We start from the raw sequence: 19411 nt of genomic DNA on the forward strand, positions 1-19411 counted from the left end.
GATTCCCGGGCCCGGTTCGGCTGCGTCCACTACGGTTTCAGACAGATCTTGATGGCGCCGTCCTGCTTCTTCTGGAAGATCTCGTACGCGTGCGGTGCGTCGTCGAGCGGGAGGCGGTGGGTCGCGAAGTCGTCGACCCCCAGCGGATCCTCGTCGGTCAGGAGCGGCAGGATCTCCGGGACCCAGTTCAACACGTTGGCCTGACCCATGTGGAGACGGATCTGCTTGTCGAACAGGGTGAGCATCGGCATCGGATCTGCCGCCCCGCCGTACACGCCGCTCAGCGAGACCGCACCACCACGCCGCACGACGTCGATCGCGGTGTACAGCGCGTGGAGACGGTCCACTCCGGCCTTCTCCATGAACGGCTCGGCGATTGCCGACGGCAGGAAACCGGCGGCACTCTGGGCGAGCTTCGCGACGGGTGAGCCGTGCGCCTCCATACCCACGGCGTCGATCACCGAATCGGTACCGCGCCCGTTCGTCATGTCACGAATCATGTCGCCGGGGTTGTTGTCGACCTCGCGCAGATCGACGACCTCGATGCCGCGGGAGGCCGCGCGGGCCAGTCGCTCGGGGACCATGTCCACGCCGATCACGCGGGCACCCTTGTGCGCCGCGATGCGCGCGGCCATCTCACCGATGGGGCCGAGGCCGAGCACCGTGACACTCCCACCGTCGGGGATCTCCGCGTATTCGACGGCCTGCCACGCGGTGGGCAACACGTCGGAGAGGTAGACGAAACGGTCGTCGGCCGGCCCTTCCGGGACCTTGATGTGGGTGGCGTCGGCATGGGGGACGCGCAGGTATTCGGCCTGCCCGCCGGGCACGCTGCCGTAGAGCTTCGAATAGCCGAACAGCGCGGCACCGGTGCCCTCCTCACGGACCTGCGTGGTCTCGCACTGCGAATGCAGGCCGTGGGAACACATGAAGCACTGGCCGCAACACACCTGGAAGGGGATCACCACCCGGTCGCCGGGCTTCAGTTTCGTGACGCCGGAGCCGACCTCCTCGACGATGCCCATCGGTTCGTGACCGAGGATGTCGCCAGGAGTCATGAAGGCTCCCAACACCTCGTACAGGTGCAGGTCGGAGCCGCAGATGTTGGTGGTGGTGACGCGGATGACGGCGTCACCGGCCTCCTGGATCGTCGGATCGGGCACCGTATCGACGCTCACGTTGCGGCGCCCCTGCCATGTCACTGCCTTCATGTCGCTCCTCGGCTCCTCGGGTGCAGGAATGTCGGGTCGTACCCGGCACGTGTCCCTCGATGCCTACCCGCGCTCGGAGCGGGCAAACGCCGGACCGGAAGAGGTCGCCTGCCGCAGAAGGCAGGTTTGCGGAGTGCGGGGTTTGCGGAGTGCGGGGGAGAGGTATGTCGCCGTAGAACCGAATTCACCGCGACACACGTCTGCGGCCGCTCCACGGGAGCGCAGCCGCACAGAAGGAGGTCAGGTGACCACGTCGGACCCCGAACATCATGGAAACCAGGATCCCGACCCTGCACGTACCCCGGATCTGGAACCCGGCGGTGGCGTAGCGCCCGGATCGACGCCCCCCGATTCGGGGACGACGTCCGGGCTGTCCGCCCCGGAACCCGACACGAGGAAGCGGTTCCCCATCAGCGGGTGGCTCACGCTGCTCGCCGTCGCGGTGATCGTGATCATCTTCGTGGTCGCGATCTTCGGCATCCTGTCCTGACGGTTCGGCCGGAGCCGCGCCGCGGAGCTTCTCGTCAGCGTCCGCGACGCGGTAGCCGCACGACCTGCACGAAGAATTCGTCGATCTGCTTCACGGCACCGATGAACTGGTCGAGATCGACCGGCTTGGTGACGTACGCGTTGGCGTGCAGCTTGTAGCTGCGGAGAATGTCCTCCTCGGCCGACGAGGTCGTGAGCACCACGATCGGGATGTCGGACAGTTCCGGATCGGACTTGATCTTCGTCAGCACCTGCCGGCCGTCGTACTTCGGCAGGTTCAGATCGAGCAGGATCAGATCCGGGCGCGGCGCGCCCTCGTGGTCGCCCCGGCGGTACAGGAAGTCGAGTGCTTCCGCCCCGTCGCGGACGACGTGGAGGGCGTTGCCGATCTTGTTGTCCTCGAATGCTTCACGGGTCATCAGCTCGTCGCCGGGATCGTCCTCGACCAACAGGACGTCCACCGGTCGGGCAGGGGGATATGTCACGATCGTGCTCCTCAGGCCGTGGTCCCCTGCTTCTGCTCGACGGGGCGTGATGCGGTTCCGAGGGTGAAGCAGATTCGAGTGCCCTCGGTATGAGTATCGCCGTACTCGGTGTCGATCCAGATTCTTCCCGCGTGATACTCGACGATTTTCTTGCACAGCGCCAGTCCGATACCGGTGCCCTGGTAATCGTCGCGAGGATGCAGCCGCTGGAAGATGACGAACACCTTCTCGGCGTACTCGCTGTCGATCCCGATGCCGTTGTCGGTGACGCAGAAGTGCCACTGCGGACCGTCCGACTCGTCCTCGACTTTTTCGCACTCGATCCTGATCACCGGGGTGCGATCGGGATGTTGGAACTTGATGGCGTTGCCGACCAGGTTCTGCCACAGCATCGTCAGCAGAGTGGGGTCGCCGGTGAGCTCGGGGAGGTCGTCGGGGCGTTCGATCTGCGCCTGTGACTCCTCGATGGAGGCAGAGAGGTTGAACAACGCCTTCTCGAGCGGTCGGCCGAGGTCGACCCGGACGTAGGCGTCGTGAACGCGTCCGACCCGGGAGAAGGCGAGCAGATCGCTGATCAGCACCTGCATCCGCTTCGCGCCGTCGACGGCATACTCCACGTACTGCCGTCCCCGATCATCGAGGACGTCGCCGTACCGCTTCTCGAGCAACTGGCAGAAGGACGCGACCTTCCGCAGCGGTTCCTGCAGGTCGTGCGATGCGACGTAGGCGAACTGCTCGAGTTCGGTGTTCGAGCGGCGGAGTTCCTCGGCCTGGGAATCGAGATCCTCGGTCTGTTTCGCGAGCAGGGTCTGCTGCTTCCGGGAGTCCGCCAACGCGTCCGCGATACGACCGCGCATCGTCTCGACATCGAGGGCGAGTGCCCGGATGTCCTTCGGTCCCTGGGGGTAGATGTGCTGGTAGAAGTTCTCCTCCAGCGCGACCCGGCGGCTGGCCCGGCGAAGCCTTGCGAGCGGCACGGCGACGAGGTTGTGGACGAGAACCACCGTGGCGAGACCGGTGAGGATGAACGTGATCACCATCGCGATCAACACCGAATTGCGGATGGTGCGGGACTCCGCGAGTTCGTCGAGGTCCTCCGCCAGGACATCGGAGAGAGCGTTGTTCTCCTGGGCGAACATCGACCGGATCTCACCGAAGGCCAGCCGGTCCTGCTCGGCCAGGGCCGGATCGACGGGACGCGGCTCCCCGGGAACGACGGTCTCGATGATCGGCTCTGCGTACTGCGTCCGCCACTGCGCAGCGGCGGCCTCGATCGTGTCGATGTCGGCGAGCAGATCCGGATGCCCGGCGAGGAGCACGCGAAGACGATCGAGCGCGACCTGCTGGTTCTCCTGACCCGCACGGTACGGCCCGAGGAAGACGGGTTCGGTCGTGAGCGCGTACCCGCGGACCGCGGTCTGTTGATCGAGCAGAGCGGTCTGCAAGTTGAAGGCCTGCGTCATCGCCGGCTGGATCCGCTCGGTCACCTCGTCGGTGATCTGCACGGTGCGCTGGATGAAGATCCCGCCGACGATCGAACCGACGACGGCGAACACCGCGAGGAGCGCGAACGCCAACTGGAACCAGCTCTGCACGGCCAGCCGCGAGGAGATGCGCTCGATACGCGGTTCGGGAACCGAAGGATCCCTCATCGCTGCACCGTCGCTCCGACTTCGGCGGAACGCACGAAACCGATCACATCCACCCCAGCTTCCCGGTCCGTGCCCGATTCGCGCCTACGGGCGACGAATCCCGACGGCGGTGCGGTCCCGGACCTGTCGGTCTGCGAACACACGTATGGACGGGCTGTCTGTTGAACCCGAATGCGAACTGTAGCCGACCGGTGGAGCCGTCCCGATCCGGCCACGGGCCGAAGCGGCTGCACCGAGTGCCGGAACGCGACTAGGGTCGGTCGCATGACACGACGAGTGAGTGTGTGGGGTGGCGCGTTCTGGCTCGGTCGGAAGGTTCGCGAGCAGGCGCTCGGCGCTGCCCGCGAACTGGAGGAGCTCGGGTACTCCCGGTTGTGGACGTCCGGCGGATTCCGGGACGGTTTCCCCTCCGTCTACGGGGAACTGCTCGCGGCGACGACGACGCTCGAACTGGCGAGCGGCATCATCAGCATCTGGCACGCCGACCCGGAGACCACGGCCGCTGCGGTCGCCGATCTGGAGTCGCGGTATCCTGGTCGTTTCCTGCTGGGAGTCGGAACGAGTCACGCTCCCGTCGTCGACGCGCGGGAGAACACCAGCTACACCAAGCCCTACAGCCGGATGGTCGAGTACCTCGACGGTCTCGATGCGGCGTCGACGCCGGTGCCCACCGATCGCAGGGTCCTCGCGGCGCTCGGCCCGCGCATGCTGAAGCTGTCCGCCGAGCGCGCGGCAGGAGCCCATCCGTACTTCGTTCCGCCCGAGCACACGGCGGTCGCGCGTGAGGCCCTCGGCTCGGAGCCGTTGCTCGCGCCCGAGGTGGCCGTCGTCCTCGAAACCGACGAGACCGTCGCGCGCGGCATCGCCCGCGAGTACATGCGCGGTTATCTCGCGCTGCCGAACTACTCGAACAACCTGCGTCGTCTCGGGTACACCGACGAGGACCTCGCCGACGGTGGCAGCGACGCCTTGATGGACGTGCTCATCCCGTGGGGTGATCTCGACAGCGTCGTCGCCGGCATCGAGAAGCACTACGCCGCCGGTGCCGACGAGGTGGCCATCCAGGTGCTCACCGCGGATCCGTTCACCTTCCCGAGCGAGGGCTACCGGCAGCTCGCGTCCGCGCTGCTGAGCTGAGGCCACCGAACCCCGAGGGCGCCGCACCCCGAGGTCACCGAACCTCGAGGTCACCGGACTCCGAGACCTCCGGACCGGTGCGGCCGCTCAGATCGGCCGCACCGTGAGGATCTGGGACATCGTGCCGATCGGGCCGGTCGCATCGTGCAGCACCGTGCTCGTCAGGCCGATGCCGTCGGCGCCGAACGAGACCGACGTATCGAAGCCGACCCATTCACCGCGGGGTTCGGCGAACAGGTGCACGGTCAGATCGAGGTTGGGGAAGGCGACCGTCCTCGGATCGGCACGCACCGCCATGCCGTTGGCGATGTCGAACAGGCCGGCCGTGGCGGCGAGATCGCTGACCTTCTCGCCCTCCACGAGCGGAAGATCGGTACGCACCCAGAACGAGGCCCGTCCGGGTGCGGTCGAGACGCGACGCACCTCCACCGAGTCGATGAATCCTCCCGGCCACAGCGTCGTCGGGTCCCAGGGTTCGCAGTCCTCGGGCGACGGGATCGGCTGCAGCGTGGTGCCGGCGATCTCCGCGGTGGGGCCGGTCTGCATCAGCCACGCGCGCGCACGCACGATCGCGCGCCCGTCGTAGGCGAGTGTCGCTTCCACCAGTTCGATGGTGCGTCCGGGCCGCAGGACCTCGACGGTCGTGACGACGGGACCGACGGGCACGGTGCCGAGGATGTCGTACGACAGGCGTCCGATCGCGAGGTCGTCGTCGCGCCGCGCGTCGCGGTCGCATTCGACGACGTGGGCGATCAGCCCGAGGGCGGGCGCGATGTGCTGCTCCGCCTCGTTCCACGCCCCACCGACGTGTTCGGTGGCGCGGAAGGAGGTCGGGCCGAGTCGTTCGAAGTAGCTCATGCGGTCTCCGTTCGTGCCGGCTCTGCCGCGAGAGCCGAGGGGGTCGTGGCGAGAGCTGCCAGTGCCATGCGTCGCAGCACCGCGCGGGTGCCTTCGGGGGAACGCGGGTCGGCACTGTGCGGTGTCGAGTTGATGAGTCCGAAGGTCGCGTGCGCCATCGTGCGCGCGTCGGATTCGGGCAGTGCGGGGTCGATGCGGCGCAGGACGTCGACCCAGATCTCGACGTAGCGCCGCTGGGTCACCCTCACCTCCCGCTGCCCCTCGTCGGGGAGGGACGTGAACTCGCGGTCCTGCACGCGGATGAGATCGGGCTCGCCCAGCGCGAAGTCGAGATGGAAGTCGACCAGCCCCTCGAGGGCGTCGCGCGGGTCGGGCGTCGTCTCGGCGACCTGCGTGCCACCTGCGAGGAGGCGGCGGCTGATCTCGACGAGGATCTCGACGAGCAGGGCGTCCTTGTTGGGGAAGTGCCGATACACGGCGGGTCCGCTGATCCCCACGGCCGCACCGAGATCCTCGAGGCGGACCCCGGGGAATCCGCGTTCGGCGATCAGGTGCGCCGCGGCACGCAGGAGGTCCCGTCGGCGTTCCGCCTTGGCGAGGCTACGCCGCGTCGGGCGTCCCGATGCGGTCGAGACGTCGATCGCGGACTCGGTCATGAAAATCTCCGCTCGGTGTGGTCTGGACAACTCGGTTAATCATAACTAACCTAGATTTCAGTTAATGGCGATTAGTCGATCTACCGAGGATGGTGTGCGTGACAACCGCTGAGACGGCCTCGACAACCAGCCGCGACCAGCATGAACAGCTGGTCGGAGAGCTCCGAGACAAGCTCGCTGCCGCAGCACTGGGCGGCAGCGAGAAAGCCCGGGAGCGGCATGTCGCGCGCGGCAAGCTGCTTCCCCGCGACCGCGTCGACGAACTGCTCGACACGGGCAGCCCGTTCCTCGAACTGTCGCCGCTCGCCGCCGACGGCATGTACGACGACGAGTGCCCCGGCGCCGGCATGATCGCCGGCATCGGCCGCGTCGCCGGCCGCGAGTGCGTGATCGTCGCGAACGACGCCACCGTCAAGGGCGGCACCTACTACCCGATCACGGTCAAGAAGCATCTGCGGGCGCAGGAAGTCGCGCTGCAGAACAACCTGCCGTGCCTGTACCTCGTCGACTCCGGCGGCGCCTTCCTGCCGCGGCAGGACGAGGTCTTCCCCGACCGCGAGCATTTCGGCCGCATCTTCTACAACCAGGCCACCATGAGCGCCAAGGGGATTCCGCAGATCGCCGCGGTCATGGGCTCGTGCACCGCCGGCGGCGCCTACGTCCCCGCCATGAGCGACGAGGCCGTCATCGTCCGCAATCAGGGCACCATCTTCCTCGGTGGCCCGCCGCTGGTGAAGGCCGCGACCGGCGAGGTCGTCACCGCAGAGGAACTCGGTGGTGGTGACCTGCACTCGAAGGTCTCCGGCGTCACCGACCACCTGGCCGAGGACGACCGCGACGCGCTGCGCATCGTGCGCGACATCGTCTCCACCTTCGGTCCGCGCAACCCGCGCCCGTGGGACGTCGAACCCACCACCCCGCCCGAGGCCGACCCCACCGAGCTGTACGACGTGGTGCCCACCGACTCGCGCATCCCCTACGACGTGCACGAGGTCATCGACCGTGTGGTCGACGGATCCAGCTTCCACGAGTTCAAGGCCGAATACGGCAAGACGCTCGTCACCGGCTTCGCGCGCATCCATGGTCACCCGGTCGGCATCATCGCGAACAACGGCGTGCTCTTCGGCGAATCCGCCGTCAAGGGAGCGCATTTCATCGAACTGTGCGACAAGCGTTCGATCCCGCTGGTGTTCCTGCAGAACATCTCCGGCTTCATGGTCGGCCGCGACTACGAGGCCGGCGGTATCGCCAAGCACGGCGCGAAGATGGTCACCGCGGTCGCGTGCGCGCGGGTGCCGAAGCTGACCGTCGTCATCGGCGGCTCGTACGGCGCCGGCAACTACTCGATGTGCGGTCGCGCGTATTCGCCTCGCTTCCTGTGGATGTGGCCCAACGCCCGCATCTCCGTCATGGGTGGCGAGCAGGCCGCCTCGGTGCTGGCCACGGTGCGCTCCGACCAGCTCGATGCCTCGGGTAAGCCCTGGACGGCCGAGCAGGAGGAGGAGTTCAAGGCTCCGATCCGCGCCCAGTACGAGGAGCAGGGCAACCCCTACTACTCGACCGCGCGCCTGTGGGACGACGGCATCATCGATCCCGCAGACACCAGAAAAGTTCTCGGACTGGCACTGTCGGTGTGCGCCAACGCCCCGCTCGAGCCGGTCTCCTACGGCGTCTTCCGGATGTGAGTGCACCCATGACTGATACGACTCGGATCGACACGGTGTTGGTCGCCAACCGCGGCGAGATCGCGGTGCGCGTCATCCGCACCCTGAAGGCGATGGGCATCCGCTCGGTCGCCGTGTTCAGCGAGGCCGACCGCGACGCCCGCCACGTGCAGGAGGCCGACACCGCGGTGCTGCTCGGACCCGCGGCGGCGCGCGAGAGCTACCTGGTGATCGACAAGGTCATCGACGCGGCGCTCGCCACCGGCGCGCAGGGCATCCACCCCGGCTACGGATTCCTCTCGGAGAACTCGGCTTTCGCCGCCGCATGCGCCACCGCCGGTATCGCCTTCCTCGGCCCGTCCGCCCACGCGATCGAGACCATGGGCGACAAGATCACCGCCAAGGCCGCGGTGTCGGAGTTCGGCGTTCCCGTCGTGCCCGGCATCTCCCGGCCCGGACTGAGCGACGACGAACTGATCGCGGGCGCCGAGGAAGTAGGCTATCCCGTGCTCGTCAAGCCCTCCGCCGGTGGTGGCGGCAAGGGCATGCGCCTCGTCGAGGACCCGAAGGATCTGCCCGCCGCGCTCGAATCCGCCCGTCGCGAAGCGGCGTCGGCGTTCGGTGACGACACCCTCTTCCTCGAACGGTTCGTGCAGCGCCCCCGGCACATCGAGGTCCAGGTCCTCGCCGACGCGCACGGCAACGTTGTCCACCTCGGCGAGCGCGAGTGCAGCCTCCAGCGGCGGCACCAGAAGGTCATCGAGGAAGCGCCCTCGCCGCTGCTCGACGAGGCCACCCGCGCCCGCATCGGTGAGGCCGCGTGCAACACCGCGCGCAGCGTCGACTACACCGGCGCCGGCACCGTCGAGTTCATCGTCTCCGCCGACAAGCCGGACGAGTTCTTCTTCATGGAGATGAACACCCGACTGCAGGTCGAGCATCCGGTCACCGAGATGGTCACCGGCCTCGATCTCGTCGAGTGGCAGGTGCGCATCGCCGCCGGCGAGCCGCTCGGCTTCACCCAGGACGACATCACCCTCACCGGCCACGCGATCGAGGCCCGCGTCTACGCCGAGGATCCGGCCCGCGGCTTCCTCCCGACCGGCGGTGAGATCGCCGACGTCGTCGAACCCACCGGTCCCGGCGTGCGCGTCGACTCCGGCATCCGCGCCGGCACCGTGGTCGGCAGCGACTACGACCCGATGCTCGCCAAGGTCATCGCCCACGCCGACGACCGCGCCGGAGCGCTGCGCCGCCTCGACCGGGCGCTCGCACAGACAGCCGTGCTCGGCGTCGTCACCAACGTCGACTTCGTGCGGTTCCTGCTCGCCGACGACGACGTCGTGGCCGGTGCGCTCGACACCGGACTCCTCGACCGCCGGGTCGGCGACTACACGGCCCCCACGACCGCCGATTCCACGCTCGTCGCCGCGGCGATCCTGCGGTGGCTCGACCGCTGGGCGGGCGACACCACCGATCCGTGGGCGGTGCCCGACGGATGGCGCGTCGGTGCCCACCGCCCCGTCACGTCGCGGCTCACCTCCGGCGACCGCACCGCACACGTGCGCCTGACCGGAACCCCGGCGGCCGGTGTCGCCGAGGTCGAGGACGGCGAGACCTACCGGTTCAGCGCCGTGCTGCACGGCTCCGATCTGGCGGTCGTGCTCGACGGCCGGCGTCACAGCTACCGCGTCGGCGAATCCGACGGTGCGGTCTGGCTTTCCGACGGCCACGGCAGCGTCGCCGTCCGCGAGGTGCGCGAGGCATCGGTGCGCGGCGACGACGCGCACGCCGGCGACGCCGACATCACCAGCCCGATGCCCGGCGCCGTCATCGCGGTGTCCGTCGCATCCGGCGACACCGTCACGGCCGGGCAGACGCTCGTCGTCGTCGAGGCCATGAAGATGGAACATTCGCTCACCGCCCCCATCGACGGCACCGTCGAACTGTTCGCGGCCGCCGGTGAGCAGGTCAAGGTCGATCAACTTCTCGCGCGGGTCACCCCGCACGCCGACACGGAAGAGGCACAGTCATGACGGAATACCTGGCCACCGGCCAACTTCCCGACGAGTACGAGCAGCTGCGCAAGACCGTCGCGGACTTCGCCCGCACGGTGGTCGCGCCGGTCGCGGCCAAGCACGATGCCGAGCATTCGTTCCCCTACGAGGTCGTGCAGGGCATGGCCGAGATGGGCCTGTTCGGCCTGCCGTTCCCCGAGGAATACGGCGGCATGGGCGGCGACTACTTCGCGCTGTGCCTCGCACTCGAGGAACTCGGCAAGGTCGACCAGTCCGTCGCCATCACTCTCGAGGCCGGTGTCTCGCTCGGTGCGATGCCGATCTACCGCTTCGGCAACGAGAAGCAGAAACAGGAGTGGCTGCCGCAGCTCGCGAGCGGTCGCAACCTCGCCGCCTTCGGTCTCACCGAGCCGGGTGCGGGCAGCGACGCCGGAGGCACGAAGACCACCGCCAAGCTCGAGAACGGCGAGTGGATCATCAACGGCAACAAGCAGTTCATCACCAACTCCGGCACCGACATCACCTCGCTGGTGACCGTCACCGCCGTCACCGGTGTGCGGGAGAACGGCAAAAAGGAGATCTCCACGATCCTCGTGCCGACCTCCACGCCGGGCTTCACCGCCGAACCCGCCTACAACAAGGTCGGCTGGAACGCCTCCGACACACATCCGCTCACCTTCGCCGACGTGCGGGTGCCCGAGGAGAACCTCCTCGGCGAGCGGGGCCGCGGCTACGCCAACTTCCTGCGCATCCTCGACGAGGGCCGCATCGCGATCGCCGCGCTGTCGACCGGCGCCGCGCAGGGCTGCGTCGACGAATCGGTGAAGTACGCCAAGGAACGCGAGGCATTCGGCAGCCCGATCGGCAACAACCAGGCCATCGCCTTCAAGATCGCCCGCATGGAGGCGCGTGCGCACGCAGCACGCACCGCCTACTACGACGCCGCCGCCGCGATGCTCGCCGGCAAGCCGTTCAAGAAGCAGGCCGCGGTCGCCAAGCTCGTCGCGTCCGAGGCCGCGATGGACAACGCGCGTGACGCGACGCAGATCCACGGCGGCTACGGCTTCATGAACGAATACGCCGTGGCGCGCCACTACCGCGACAGCAAGATCCTCGAGATCGGTGAGGGCACCACCGAGGTGCAGCTCATGCTCATCGGACGGGAGCTGGGACTGTGAGCGAAACCGACACCACCGTGGAGAAGCGGATCGTCCAGCGCGGCCTGTGGTTCGAGGAATTCGAACTCGGCGCGATCTACGAGCACCGCCCCGGCCGCACGATCACCGAGGCCGACAACACGCTGTTCACGACGCAGACGATGAACACGCAGGCGCTGCACCTCGACGCCGCCTACGCCGCCGAGACCAGTTTCGGTGAGCGTCTGGTCAATTCGATGTTCACGCTCTCGACGATCGTGGGACTGTCGGTCGCCCAGCTCACGCAGGGCACGATCGTCGCGAACCTCGGATTCTCCGAGATCTCCTTCCCCAAGCCGCTCTTCCACGGCGACACGCTCTACGCCGAGACGAAGATCGTCGACAAGCGCGAGTCGAAGAGCCGGCCGGGGGAGGGCATCGTCACCCTCGAGCACACCGGTCGCAACCAGCACGGCGATGTCGTCGCCGTCGCCGTGCGCAAGACCCTCGTCCAGAAGAGGCCCACGACATGACCTGGGAACTCCCCGGCCCCGCATGGCTTTTCTGTCCCGCCGATCGCCCGGAGCGCTACGCCAAGGCCGCCGAACGTTCCGACGTGGTGATCATCGACCTCGAGGATGCCGTCGCACCGGCCGACAAGCAGGCCGCCCGTGAGGCACTGATCGCCACGCCGCTCGACCCCGAACGCACCGTGGTGCGGGTCAACCCGGTGGGCACGGCCGACCACGAGGCCGATCTCGAGGCGCTGCGCCGCACGTCGTACACGCGGGTCATGCTGCCCAAATGCGAGAGCGGCGACGAGGTGCGCTCGCTCGCACCGCTCGAGGTGGTCGCGCTCATCGAGTCGCCCCTCGGGGTGCTCGCGGTCGAAGACATCGCCGTCGCCGAGAACACACTCGGAATGATGTGGGGTGCCGAGGATCTCGTCGCCGGACTCGGTGGCAACGCGAGCCGCCGCGCCGACGGGACGTACCGCGCGGTCGCGCAACACGCCCGGTCGGTGACCCTGCTCGCCGCGAAGGGTCACGCCCGCTGGGCGCTCGACTCGGTGTACCTGAACATCAAGGACACCGACGGTCTCCACGAGGAGGCCCTCGACGCCGTGGCGGTCGGATTCGACATCAAGGTGTCGATCCACCCGAGCCAGGTCGACGTCGTCCGCCGGGCGTACGCGCCCACCCCCGAGGAGGAGGCGTGGGCGCGACGTGTCCTCGAGGCCGCCGAATCGGAGCGCGGCGTCTTCGATTTCGAAGGGAAGATGGTCGACGCCCCGGTGCTGCGTCACGCCGAGCGCGTGCTGCAGCGCGCGTCGGCTGCCGCCTCGGCATGACCGCGCGTCACCGGGGACGGTGACGCAACAACTGAGTGAGACGGTGGGCGCTGTCGAGCAGCGCCTCACCGAGTTCGGGCACACGATCGGGCCGGAACCGGCTCTCCACGCCGGTCAGACTCAACGCCCAGGTCGGGGCGCCGCGGTGATCGAACACCGCGGCGCCCATTCCCCAACTGCCCTCGACGATCAGCGCCGGATTGACGGCGTAGCCGGCCAGCCGTGTCGCCTCGATGCGCTTCTCCAGTGCGGGTCGCGCATGGTCCGGCCCCCAGTTCTCCGTGAGATCCGCCCGCGACAGATACGCCTCGATCTCCTGGTCGGGCATGTGCGCGAGGATCGCCAGCCCCGCCGACGCCACCCCGAGCGGGAACCGGATCCCGATGTGGAGCACGTGCGAACGCAGCGGGAAGCTGCCCTCCTCCATCGCCAGACACACGGTCTCGTCGCCCCGTCGCGCGGAGAGGAAGGCGCTCTCGCCGGTCGCGCGCGCCAGATCGCGCAGCACGTCGCCCGCGAGATCGGTGATGTCGTAGCGCACCGAGGCGAGCGATCCCAGCAGGTAGAGCTCGGGTCCGAGGGCCCAGCGTCCCGACGCCGGATCCCGGTCGACGAGCCCCTCGTCGGCGAGCGAGCTGAGCAGCCGGTGCACCGTGGGCCGGGCGAGATCGGTGCTGCGGGCGACCTCCGAGGTCGTCACCCCTTTCGGTTCGTGCGACGAGACGGTGCGCAGCAGAGCGGCGATCCGCGTGACCAGTTGACCCCGTGCATCGGACGACATGCCTCGATTCTACGTCCACTCAGTGAACGCATATGGCGTCTCCGTTCGATGAACGACCAATTTCAGAGAGATTCGGACGGGCACTTGTGTTCTCCACCTGCAGGATCTTTAGTAGAAGCCGAGAATGTGACCGCGTTCATCCAGTGGACGTGATTCGTCCAGCGGAGCCCAGGCGGCTCCCCCGGAATCCGAGAGGTGAGAGTTGGCAACGAAAGTGTTCGAGACGGCGGCGGAGGCCGTCGCCGACATCCGTGACGGTGCGACGCTCGCGGTGGGCGGATTCGGACTGTGCGGCATTCCCGACATCCTGATCCAGGCCATCGCCGACACCGGGGCAACCGACCTCGAGGTGTTCTCCAACAACTGCGGCGTCGACGGCCACGGCCTCGGAATCCTGCTGGGCAGCAAGCGCATCCGCCGGGTCACCGCATCGTACGTCGGGGAGAACAAGGAATTCGCCCGGCAGTACCTCTCCGGCGAGCTCGAGGTGGAGCTGACCCCGCAGGGCACTCTCGCCGAGAAGCTCCGCGCCGGTGGTGCGGGCATCCCCGCCTTCTTCACCCCCGCCGGCGTCGGCACGCCCATCTCGCAGGGCGGACTGCCGTGGAAGTACAACGCCGACGGTTCGATCGCCGTGGCATCCCCGGCGAAGGAGATCCGCGAGTTCCGCGGCAAGCGGTACGTGCTCGAGGAGTCCATTACCGCCGACTTCTCGCTCGTGCACGCCCTCAAGGGCGACACCGAGGGCAACCTGGTGTTCAACAAGGCCGCGATGAACTTCAACCCGCTCGCCGCGATGGCCGGCCGCGTGTGCATCGCCCAGGTCGAGGAACTCGTCGAGCCGGGCGAGATCGATCCGGGTGAGGTGCACCTGCCGGGAATCTTCGTGAACCGGGTCGTGCACACCGGTGTCCAGGACAAGCAGATCGAGAAGCGCACCGTCAGCGCCGCGAAGGGAGCGTAGAAGATGACCACAGCTGTCGAGACACAGGGTTGGACGCGCACGCAGATGGCCGCGCGCGCCGCGCAGGAACTCTCGCCGGGGGAGTACGTCAACCTCGGTATCGGCCTGCCGACGCTGATCCCCAACTACCTGCCCGAGGGTGTGCACGTGACCCTGCACAGTGAGAACGGCATCCTGGGCACCGGGCCGTACCCCACCGACGACGCGGTCGACCCGGATCTGATCAACGCCGGCAAGGAGACCGTGACGGTCAACCCCGGCGCTGCTTTCTTCGACTCGGCGCTGAGCTTCGGCATGATCCGCGGCGGCCACATCGACACCGCCGTGCTCGGCGGCATGGAGGTCTCGGCCACCGGCGATCTGGCCAACTGGATGGTGCCCGGCAAGATGGTCAAGGGCATGGGCGGGGCGATGGATCTCGTCCACGGTGCCCGCAAGGTCATCGTGCTCATGGAGCACACCGACAAGCAGGGCAACCCGAAGATCGTCTCGGAGTGCTCGCTGCCGCTCACCGGTGAGGGCGTGGTGCAGCGCATCATCACCAACCTCGCGGTGATCGACGTGACCGCCGACGGCCTCGTCCTGACCGAGTGCGCCCCGGGCGTCACCGAGGAACAGGTGCGCGCCGCGACCGGAGCACCGCTCACCCTTCCCTGACGACCGGCCGGTTCCGCCTGCGGAACCACCGGAAGATCCACCTTCTCCGCGCGACCCCGGTCTCGGACTCCGTCTCGAGCCGGGGTCGCGTCGAGTTCAGGGCCGTGCGGGCCTCCTCGCGACGACGTGCCCGCTCGACCTTCCACACCTCCACCATCTCCTCGGCGTCGACCTTGTGGATCGGTACGGGCAGGCCGCTCGGGAAACGCAGGCAGTCGGCGATCCGCCGGTTGAGATCGGAGACGATGTCGCGCACCACCTTCTCGCTGGGCGCCGAGCCGACCGTGCCGGGCAGCCGCTCGATCTCGCGCCGCAACTGCAGTTCGGGCGGCAGCAGCGCCTCCGTCGACAGACCCTCACGCGCCAGATAACTCTTCACCCACCACAGATCGTCGTCGCCGTGGTCGGGGATGGGTTTGCCGTAACCGGGCAGATCGTCGAAATCGCCCCGGTCCTGCGCCACGCGGATCTGACGTTCGATCCATGTCTCGAACGTCAGGTCCCACCGCTTGCGCTCGGTCACACATCCAGGATGCCAGCGCGGGCGCCCGTCCCGGGTGTGGTGCATGGTGTCCTAACCTGAGCCACGTGGAAGGACAGCGCGAGTCGCCGGTGCATGCCCGCCCGCCGGGCGACGGGGTGGACACGAACACGGTGCTCGGCAAGGTCGTCACCGTGCTGTGGGCGTTCACCGCCGACGACCACGTCCTCACCCTCGCCGAACTGGGCCGGCGTACCGGATTGCCGAAGGGGACGTTGCACCGCATCGTCACCGATCTCGTCGCCGTCCGGCTGCTCGACAAGGATCCGGCGGGATACCGCCTGAGCGGTCAGCTCTTCGAACTGGGTCTGCGCGCCTCTCTCGAGCGCGGCCTCGTCGAGGTCGCGATCCCGTTCATGGAAGACCTGTACGAGCGCACCCACGAGACCGTGCACCTCGGCGTCCCCGAGGGGGTGGAGGTCGTCTACGTCTCGAAGATCGGCGGACATCGCCCCGCCTCCACGCCGTCCCGGATCGGTGGACGGATGCCCATGTACTGCACCGGAATCGGCAAGGCCCTTCTCGCGTTCTCCCCGCCCGAGCTGCTGGCCGGTGTGGTCGAGGCCGGGTTGGCGCGCAAGACTCCCCGGACCATCACGACACCCGGCCGGCTCGGGGCGAATCTCGTGACCGTGGTCGAGCGCGGTGTGGCGTTCGAGTTCGAGGAGTCCGCGGTGGGCCTCGCCTGCGTCGCCGCTCCGATCTTCGACGCGGACGAGCGTCCCATCGCGGCGGTGAGCGTCACCGGTCCCGTCACCCGGTTCCGTCCGGAGAAGCACGAGGGCGCGGTGAAGGCCGCCGCCGCGGGCATCGCTGCCACCCACGCCCGGCGCGAAGCCATCCGCAACCTCTGAGCCTCACGTTCCACTCACCGGAACGCGCCCCTATGCGGGTACGGACCTCGCCGCCAGGATGGTCGTAATCCATCGAACGACGAGGACGTGATGACTACCAGCTCCAACACCACATCAGCGGCGGATCGCACCCGCATCGCCGGTGCGGCGGCCGACCGTCTCATCGAGGCCACACGCAGCTCCACCCCGTGCGGTCCGGTCCGCGACCTGCTCGGGGAGACCGACATCGACCTGGCGTACGCGGTGCAGCAGCAGCTCACCGACCGCCGGCTCGCCGAAGGTGCCCGCATCGTCGGACGCAAGATCGGCCTGACCTCCCCGGCGGTGCAGCAGCAGCTCGGTGTCGACCGCCCCGACTTCGGTGTCCTCTTCGACGACATGGACGTCACCGATCTCGACGAGGTGCCCAGCAAGCGCCTGCTGCAGCCGAAGGCCGAGGCCGAGATCGCCTTCGTCCTCTCCGCCGACCTCGACTCGGACGATCTCGATCTCGCGACCGTCCGCGCCGCCGTGGGACATGCGGTCGCCGCTCTCGAAATCGTCGACAGCCGCGTCGCCGGCTGGGACATCAAGATCACGGATACGGTCGCGGACAACGCATCCAGCGGCCTGTACGTGCTCGGCTCGCAGACGCTCACCCTCGACGAATTCGAGCCGATCGACGCCACCATGCGGATGTACGTCGACGACGAACTCGTCTCCGAGGGCAACGGCGCAGCCTGCCTCGGCGATCCGCTGAACGCCCTGCTGTGGCTCGCGCGTACGGCACGCGAGTTCGGCCAGCCCCTGCGCGCAGGGCAGGTCGTGCTGTCGGGGGCACTCGGCCCGATGGTTCCGGCGCCGCCCGGCGTCACGGTCCGCGCCGAGATCTCCTCGCTCGGCACCGTCACCGCGCGTTTCTCTTCCGAAAGCTCCACCGCACAGGAGAACTCATGACCACCAAGGTTGCCATCATCGGGTCGGGCAACATCGGCACCGACCTGCTCATCAAGATCAAGCGACTGGCCGACGCCGAACTCGAGACCGTCGCCCTCGTCGGTATCGATCCCGAATCCGACGGTCTCGCACGGGCGAAGCGCCTCGGCATCGACGCCATCTCGAACGGTGTCGAAGGACTCGTCGAGCACCCGCGCTTCGACGAGATCGAGATCGTCTTCGACGCGACCTCGGCGAAGGCCCACGAGTACAACGAGAAGGTCCTGCGCCCGCACGGGAAGATGCTCATCGACCTGACACCGGCCGCGATCGGCCCGTACACGGTGCCGCCGGTGAACCTCACCGAGCACCTCGACGCTCCGAACGTCAACATGGTCACCTGCGGTGGCCAGGCCACCATCCCGATCGTCGCGGCCATCTCCCAGGTCACCAAGGTGCACTGGGCCGAGATCGTCGCCTCGATCTCCTCGAAGTCGGCCGGCCCCGGCACCCGCGCCAACATCGACGAGTTCACCGAGACCACCTCGCAGGCCATCGAGAAGATCGGTGGCGCCACGCGCGGCAAGGCGATCATCATCCTCAACCCGGCCGAGCCGCCGATGATCATGCGCGACACCGTGCTCGCGCTCGTCGGCGAGGACCGCAAGGACGAGATCGTCGCGTCCGTCGAGGCGATGGTCGCGAAGGTCCAGGAATACGTGCCCGGTTACGCCCTCAAGCAGGAGGTGCAGTTCACCGAGGTCACCGAGCCCATGGAGACGCTCACCGACCACACCGGCCCCCTGTGGAAGGTCGCGGTGTTCCTCGAGGTCAAGGGCGCAGCGCACTACCTGCCCGAGTACGCGGGCAATCTCGACATCATGACCTCCGCGGCGCTGCAGGTCGCACGCGCCGTGGCGGCACGCAAGAAGGATCAGGTGACGGCATGACCGCGGCAACCACTACGGCACGTGAATTCGCAAGCGACGGAACGGCGCTGTACATCCAGGACGTGACCCTGCGCGACGGCATGCACGCCATCCGTCACCGCATCACCCCCGAGAACGTCGCGGCGATCGCCGGTGCACTCGACCGTGCGGGTGTCGACGCCATCGAGGTGTCACACGGTGACGGCCTCGCCGGTCACTCGCTGACCTACGGTCCCGGCAGCAACACCGACTGGGAGTGGCTCGAAGCCGCAGCGGGAGCCATCAATTCGGCAACCCTGACGACGCTGCTCCTGCCCGGTATCGGAACCGTCCACGAGCTGAAGCGCGCCTACGAGATCGGTGTGCGGTCGGTGCGCATCGCGACGCACTGCACCGAGGCCGACGTCTCCGCGCAGCACATCGCGGCGGCGAAGGAACTGGGCATGGACGTGTCGGGCTTCCTGATGATGTCGCACATGACTTCCGCAGACGCCCTGGCCCAGCAGGCGAAGCTCATGGAGTCCTACGGCGCCGACTGCGTGTACGTCACCGACTCGGGTGGCCGCCTCACGATGGACGGTGTCCGCGAGCGCATCCGTGCATACCGGGACGTGCTGAACGAGAGCACCCAGATCGGTATCCACGCCCACCAGAACCTGTCGCTGTCGGTGGCGAACTCCGTCGTGGCGGTCGAGGAGGGCGTGATCCGCGTCGACGCGTCGCTCGCAGGCCAGGGTGCCGGTGCGGGCAACTGCCCGATCGAACCGTTCGTCGCGGTCGCCGACCTCAAGGGCTGGAAGCACTCGTGCGACCTGTTCGGTCTGCAGGACGCCGCCGACGATCTGGTGCGTCCGCTGCAGGACCGTCCGGTGCAGGTCGACCGTGAAACCCTCACCCTCGGCTACGCCGGCGTGTACTCGAGCTTCCTGCGTCACGCCGAGACCGCAGCGAGCATCTACGGCCTCGACACCCGCGACATCCTGGTCGAGATCGGTCGTCGCGGCCTCGTCGGTGGACAGGAGGACATGATCACCGACGTCGCACTCGACCTGCGCAACCGCACAGGGAACTGATCCCCGGCCGCATCGAGCCGGAACAGCCGCGTCGGGCGCG

At 68.0% G+C, this 19411-nt stretch carries 20 protein-coding genes; 13 read left to right on the forward strand and 7 right to left on the reverse strand.

Translation table 11 applies throughout. The features are described from left to right. Nucleotides 1-29 precede the first annotated feature (29 nt). The gene (locus ACNJ7K_RS07365) at nucleotides 30-1211 is read right to left on the reverse strand and encodes a zinc-dependent alcohol dehydrogenase (protein WP_016693267.1); all 1182 of its coding nucleotides are present in this window, start codon (nucleotides 1209-1211) and stop codon (nucleotides 30-32) included. Nucleotides 1212-1455: 244 nt separating this feature from the next. Between ACNJ7K_RS07365 and ACNJ7K_RS07370 the strand changes: the two genes are divergently transcribed. Continuing rightward, nucleotides 1456-1701 (forward strand): DUF6480 family protein, encoded by a 246-nt coding sequence (locus ACNJ7K_RS07370; protein ID WP_024102438.1) that lies wholly within the window; start codon nucleotides 1456-1458, stop codon nucleotides 1699-1701. Nucleotides 1702-1735: 34 nt separating this feature from the next. On the opposite strand, the gene ACNJ7K_RS07375 is transcribed toward ACNJ7K_RS07370, so the two are convergent. After that, nucleotides 1736-2185 (reverse strand): response regulator, encoded by a 450-nt coding sequence (locus ACNJ7K_RS07375; protein ID WP_172415070.1) that lies wholly within the window; start codon nucleotides 2183-2185, stop codon nucleotides 1736-1738. 11 nt (nucleotides 2186-2196) lie between these two features. Next, nucleotides 2197-3837, reverse strand: coding sequence for a sensor histidine kinase (locus ACNJ7K_RS07380; protein WP_088899515.1), 1641 nt, complete (start codon nucleotides 3835-3837; stop codon nucleotides 2197-2199). Nucleotides 3838-4101: 264 nt separating this feature from the next. Between ACNJ7K_RS07380 and ACNJ7K_RS07385 the strand changes: the two genes are divergently transcribed. Further along, nucleotides 4102-4974: an LLM class F420-dependent oxidoreductase gene (locus ACNJ7K_RS07385; protein WP_216850664.1), complete on the forward strand. Its 873-nt coding sequence runs from the start codon at nucleotides 4102-4104 to the stop codon at nucleotides 4972-4974. An 87-nt stretch (nucleotides 4975-5061) separates the two neighbouring features. Here ACNJ7K_RS07385 and ACNJ7K_RS07390 read toward each other — a convergent pair whose 3' ends face one another. After that, nucleotides 5062-5832, reverse strand: coding sequence for a thioesterase family protein (locus tag ACNJ7K_RS07390; RefSeq protein ID WP_016693262.1), 771 nt, complete (start codon nucleotides 5830-5832; stop codon nucleotides 5062-5064). Continuing rightward, nucleotides 5829-6488, reverse strand: a complete 660-nt coding sequence (locus tag ACNJ7K_RS07395; protein ID WP_016693261.1) for an SACE_7040 family transcriptional regulator — start codon at nucleotides 6486-6488, stop codon at nucleotides 5829-5831. The genes ACNJ7K_RS07390 and ACNJ7K_RS07395 overlap by 4 nt, the downstream gene beginning before the upstream one ends. Before the next feature lie 89 nt (nucleotides 6489-6577). On the opposite strand from ACNJ7K_RS07395, the gene ACNJ7K_RS07400 reads away from it, so the two are divergent. Genes ACNJ7K_RS07400 through ACNJ7K_RS07420 form a run of 5 tightly spaced genes read left to right on the forward strand, consistent with a single transcriptional unit; the run spans nucleotide 6578 to nucleotide 12657 of the window. Beyond that, nucleotides 6578-8173, forward strand: a complete 1596-nt coding sequence (locus ACNJ7K_RS07400) for a carboxyl transferase domain-containing protein (RefSeq protein WP_455407883.1) — start codon at nucleotides 6578-6580, stop codon at nucleotides 8171-8173. Nucleotides 8174-8181: 8 nt separating this feature from the next. Continuing rightward, nucleotides 8182-10188: an acetyl-CoA carboxylase biotin carboxylase subunit gene (locus tag ACNJ7K_RS07405; RefSeq protein ID WP_230791826.1), complete on the forward strand. Its 2007-nt coding sequence runs from the start codon at nucleotides 8182-8184 to the stop codon at nucleotides 10186-10188. Next, on the forward strand, nucleotides 10185-11348 hold the full coding sequence (locus ACNJ7K_RS07410) for an acyl-CoA dehydrogenase family protein (RefSeq protein WP_006550753.1): 1164 nt from the start codon (nucleotides 10185-10187) through the stop codon (nucleotides 11346-11348). The genes ACNJ7K_RS07405 and ACNJ7K_RS07410 overlap by 4 nt, the downstream gene beginning before the upstream one ends. Continuing rightward, the gene (locus ACNJ7K_RS07415; protein ID WP_006550752.1) at nucleotides 11345-11839 is read left to right on the forward strand and encodes a MaoC family dehydratase; all 495 of its coding nucleotides are present in this window, start codon (nucleotides 11345-11347) and stop codon (nucleotides 11837-11839) included. Before ACNJ7K_RS07410 ends, ACNJ7K_RS07415 begins: the two co-directional genes overlap by 4 nt. Beyond that, nucleotides 11836-12657, forward strand: coding sequence for an HpcH/HpaI aldolase/citrate lyase family protein (locus tag ACNJ7K_RS07420; RefSeq protein ID WP_006550751.1), 822 nt, complete (start codon nucleotides 11836-11838; stop codon nucleotides 12655-12657). The genes ACNJ7K_RS07415 and ACNJ7K_RS07420 overlap by 4 nt, the downstream gene beginning before the upstream one ends. Before the next feature lie 7 nt (nucleotides 12658-12664). Here ACNJ7K_RS07420 and ACNJ7K_RS07425 read toward each other — a convergent pair whose 3' ends face one another. Continuing rightward, nucleotides 12665-13438, reverse strand: a complete 774-nt coding sequence (locus ACNJ7K_RS07425; protein WP_006550750.1) for an IclR family transcriptional regulator — start codon at nucleotides 13436-13438, stop codon at nucleotides 12665-12667. Nucleotides 13439-13640: 202 nt separating this feature from the next. On the opposite strand from ACNJ7K_RS07425, the gene ACNJ7K_RS07430 reads away from it, so the two are divergent. Both ACNJ7K_RS07430 and ACNJ7K_RS07435 read left to right on the forward strand, forming a co-directional pair. Then, nucleotides 13641-14402, forward strand: a complete 762-nt coding sequence (locus ACNJ7K_RS07430; RefSeq protein WP_064062371.1) for a CoA transferase subunit A — start codon at nucleotides 13641-13643, stop codon at nucleotides 14400-14402. Nucleotides 14403-14405: 3 nt separating this feature from the next. Next, the gene (locus ACNJ7K_RS07435; protein WP_120280851.1) at nucleotides 14406-15059 is read left to right on the forward strand and encodes a CoA transferase subunit B; all 654 of its coding nucleotides are present in this window, start codon (nucleotides 14406-14408) and stop codon (nucleotides 15057-15059) included. On the opposite strand, the gene ACNJ7K_RS07440 is transcribed toward ACNJ7K_RS07435, so the two are convergent. Next, the gene (locus tag ACNJ7K_RS07440) at nucleotides 15046-15582 is read right to left on the reverse strand and encodes a DnaJ family domain-containing protein (RefSeq protein ID WP_016931951.1); all 537 of its coding nucleotides are present in this window, start codon (nucleotides 15580-15582) and stop codon (nucleotides 15046-15048) included. The genes ACNJ7K_RS07435 and ACNJ7K_RS07440 overlap by 14 nt on opposite strands. Before the next feature lie 116 nt (nucleotides 15583-15698). Between ACNJ7K_RS07440 and ACNJ7K_RS07445 the strand changes: the two genes are divergently transcribed. From ACNJ7K_RS07445 to dmpG, 4 genes are all read left to right on the forward strand, one after another. Further along, a complete protein-coding gene (locus ACNJ7K_RS07445) occupies nucleotides 15699-16454 on the forward strand; it encodes an IclR family transcriptional regulator (RefSeq protein ID WP_247849652.1) in 756 nt (251 codons plus the stop codon). Between the two features lie 90 nt (nucleotides 16455-16544). Further along, nucleotides 16545-17390, forward strand: a complete 846-nt coding sequence (locus ACNJ7K_RS07450) for a 2-keto-4-pentenoate hydratase (RefSeq protein ID WP_006550746.1) — start codon at nucleotides 16545-16547, stop codon at nucleotides 17388-17390. Further along, nucleotides 17387-18319 (forward strand): acetaldehyde dehydrogenase (acetylating), encoded by a 933-nt coding sequence (locus ACNJ7K_RS07455; RefSeq protein ID WP_088899521.1) that lies wholly within the window; start codon nucleotides 17387-17389, stop codon nucleotides 18317-18319. The genes ACNJ7K_RS07450 and ACNJ7K_RS07455 overlap by 4 nt, the downstream gene beginning before the upstream one ends. Further along, on the forward strand, nucleotides 18316-19371 hold the full coding sequence (dmpG, locus tag ACNJ7K_RS07460; RefSeq protein ID WP_006550744.1) for a 4-hydroxy-2-oxovalerate aldolase: 1056 nt from the start codon (nucleotides 18316-18318) through the stop codon (nucleotides 19369-19371). Before ACNJ7K_RS07455 ends, dmpG begins: the two co-directional genes overlap by 4 nt. Nucleotides 19372-19411 lie beyond the last annotated feature (40 nt).

It is taken from the genome of Rhodococcus shunpengi (genome assembly GCF_048381395.1).
In the GTDB taxonomy this organism is placed as follows: Bacteria; Actinomycetota; Actinomycetes; order Mycobacteriales; family Mycobacteriaceae; genus Rhodococcus.

What these genes read in the sequence shown, in the direction of transcription:
- ACNJ7K_RS07450 (WP_006550746.1), top strand. Translation starts at nt 16,545, where the DNA reads ATGACTACCAGCTCCAACACCACATCAGCGGCGGATCGCACCCGCATC.
- ACNJ7K_RS07400 (WP_455407883.1), top strand. Translation starts at nt 6,578, where the DNA reads ATGGTGTGCGTGACAACCGCTGAGACGGCCTCGACAACCAGCCGCGAC.
- ACNJ7K_RS07455 (WP_088899521.1), top strand. Translation starts at nt 17,387, where the DNA reads ATGACCACCAAGGTTGCCATCATCGGGTCGGGCAACATCGGCACCGAC.
- ACNJ7K_RS07425 (WP_006550750.1), bottom strand. Translation starts at nt 13,438, where the DNA reads ATGTCGTCCGATGCACGGGGTCAACTGGTCACGCGGATCGCCGCTCTG.
- ACNJ7K_RS07365 (WP_016693267.1), bottom strand. Translation starts at nt 1,211, where the DNA reads ATGAAGGCAGTGACATGGCAGGGGCGCCGCAACGTGAGCGTCGATACG.
- ACNJ7K_RS07385 (WP_216850664.1), top strand. Translation starts at nt 4,102, where the DNA reads ATGACACGACGAGTGAGTGTGTGGGGTGGCGCGTTCTGGCTCGGTCGG.
- ACNJ7K_RS07410 (WP_006550753.1), top strand. Translation starts at nt 10,185, where the DNA reads ATGACGGAATACCTGGCCACCGGCCAACTTCCCGACGAGTACGAGCAG.
- ACNJ7K_RS07420 (WP_006550751.1), top strand. Translation starts at nt 11,836, where the DNA reads ATGACCTGGGAACTCCCCGGCCCCGCATGGCTTTTCTGTCCCGCCGAT.
- ACNJ7K_RS07395 (WP_016693261.1), bottom strand. Translation starts at nt 6,488, where the DNA reads ATGACCGAGTCCGCGATCGACGTCTCGACCGCATCGGGACGCCCGACG.
- ACNJ7K_RS07435 (WP_120280851.1), top strand. Translation starts at nt 14,406, where the DNA reads ATGACCACAGCTGTCGAGACACAGGGTTGGACGCGCACGCAGATGGCC.
- ACNJ7K_RS07405 (WP_230791826.1), top strand. Translation starts at nt 8,182, where the DNA reads ATGACTGATACGACTCGGATCGACACGGTGTTGGTCGCCAACCGCGGC.
- ACNJ7K_RS07390 (WP_016693262.1), bottom strand. Translation starts at nt 5,832, where the DNA reads ATGAGCTACTTCGAACGACTCGGCCCGACCTCCTTCCGCGCCACCGAA.
- ACNJ7K_RS07380 (WP_088899515.1), bottom strand. Translation starts at nt 3,837, where the DNA reads ATGAGGGATCCTTCGGTTCCCGAACCGCGTATCGAGCGCATCTCCTCG.
- dmpG (WP_006550744.1), top strand. Translation starts at nt 18,316, where the DNA reads ATGACCGCGGCAACCACTACGGCACGTGAATTCGCAAGCGACGGAACG.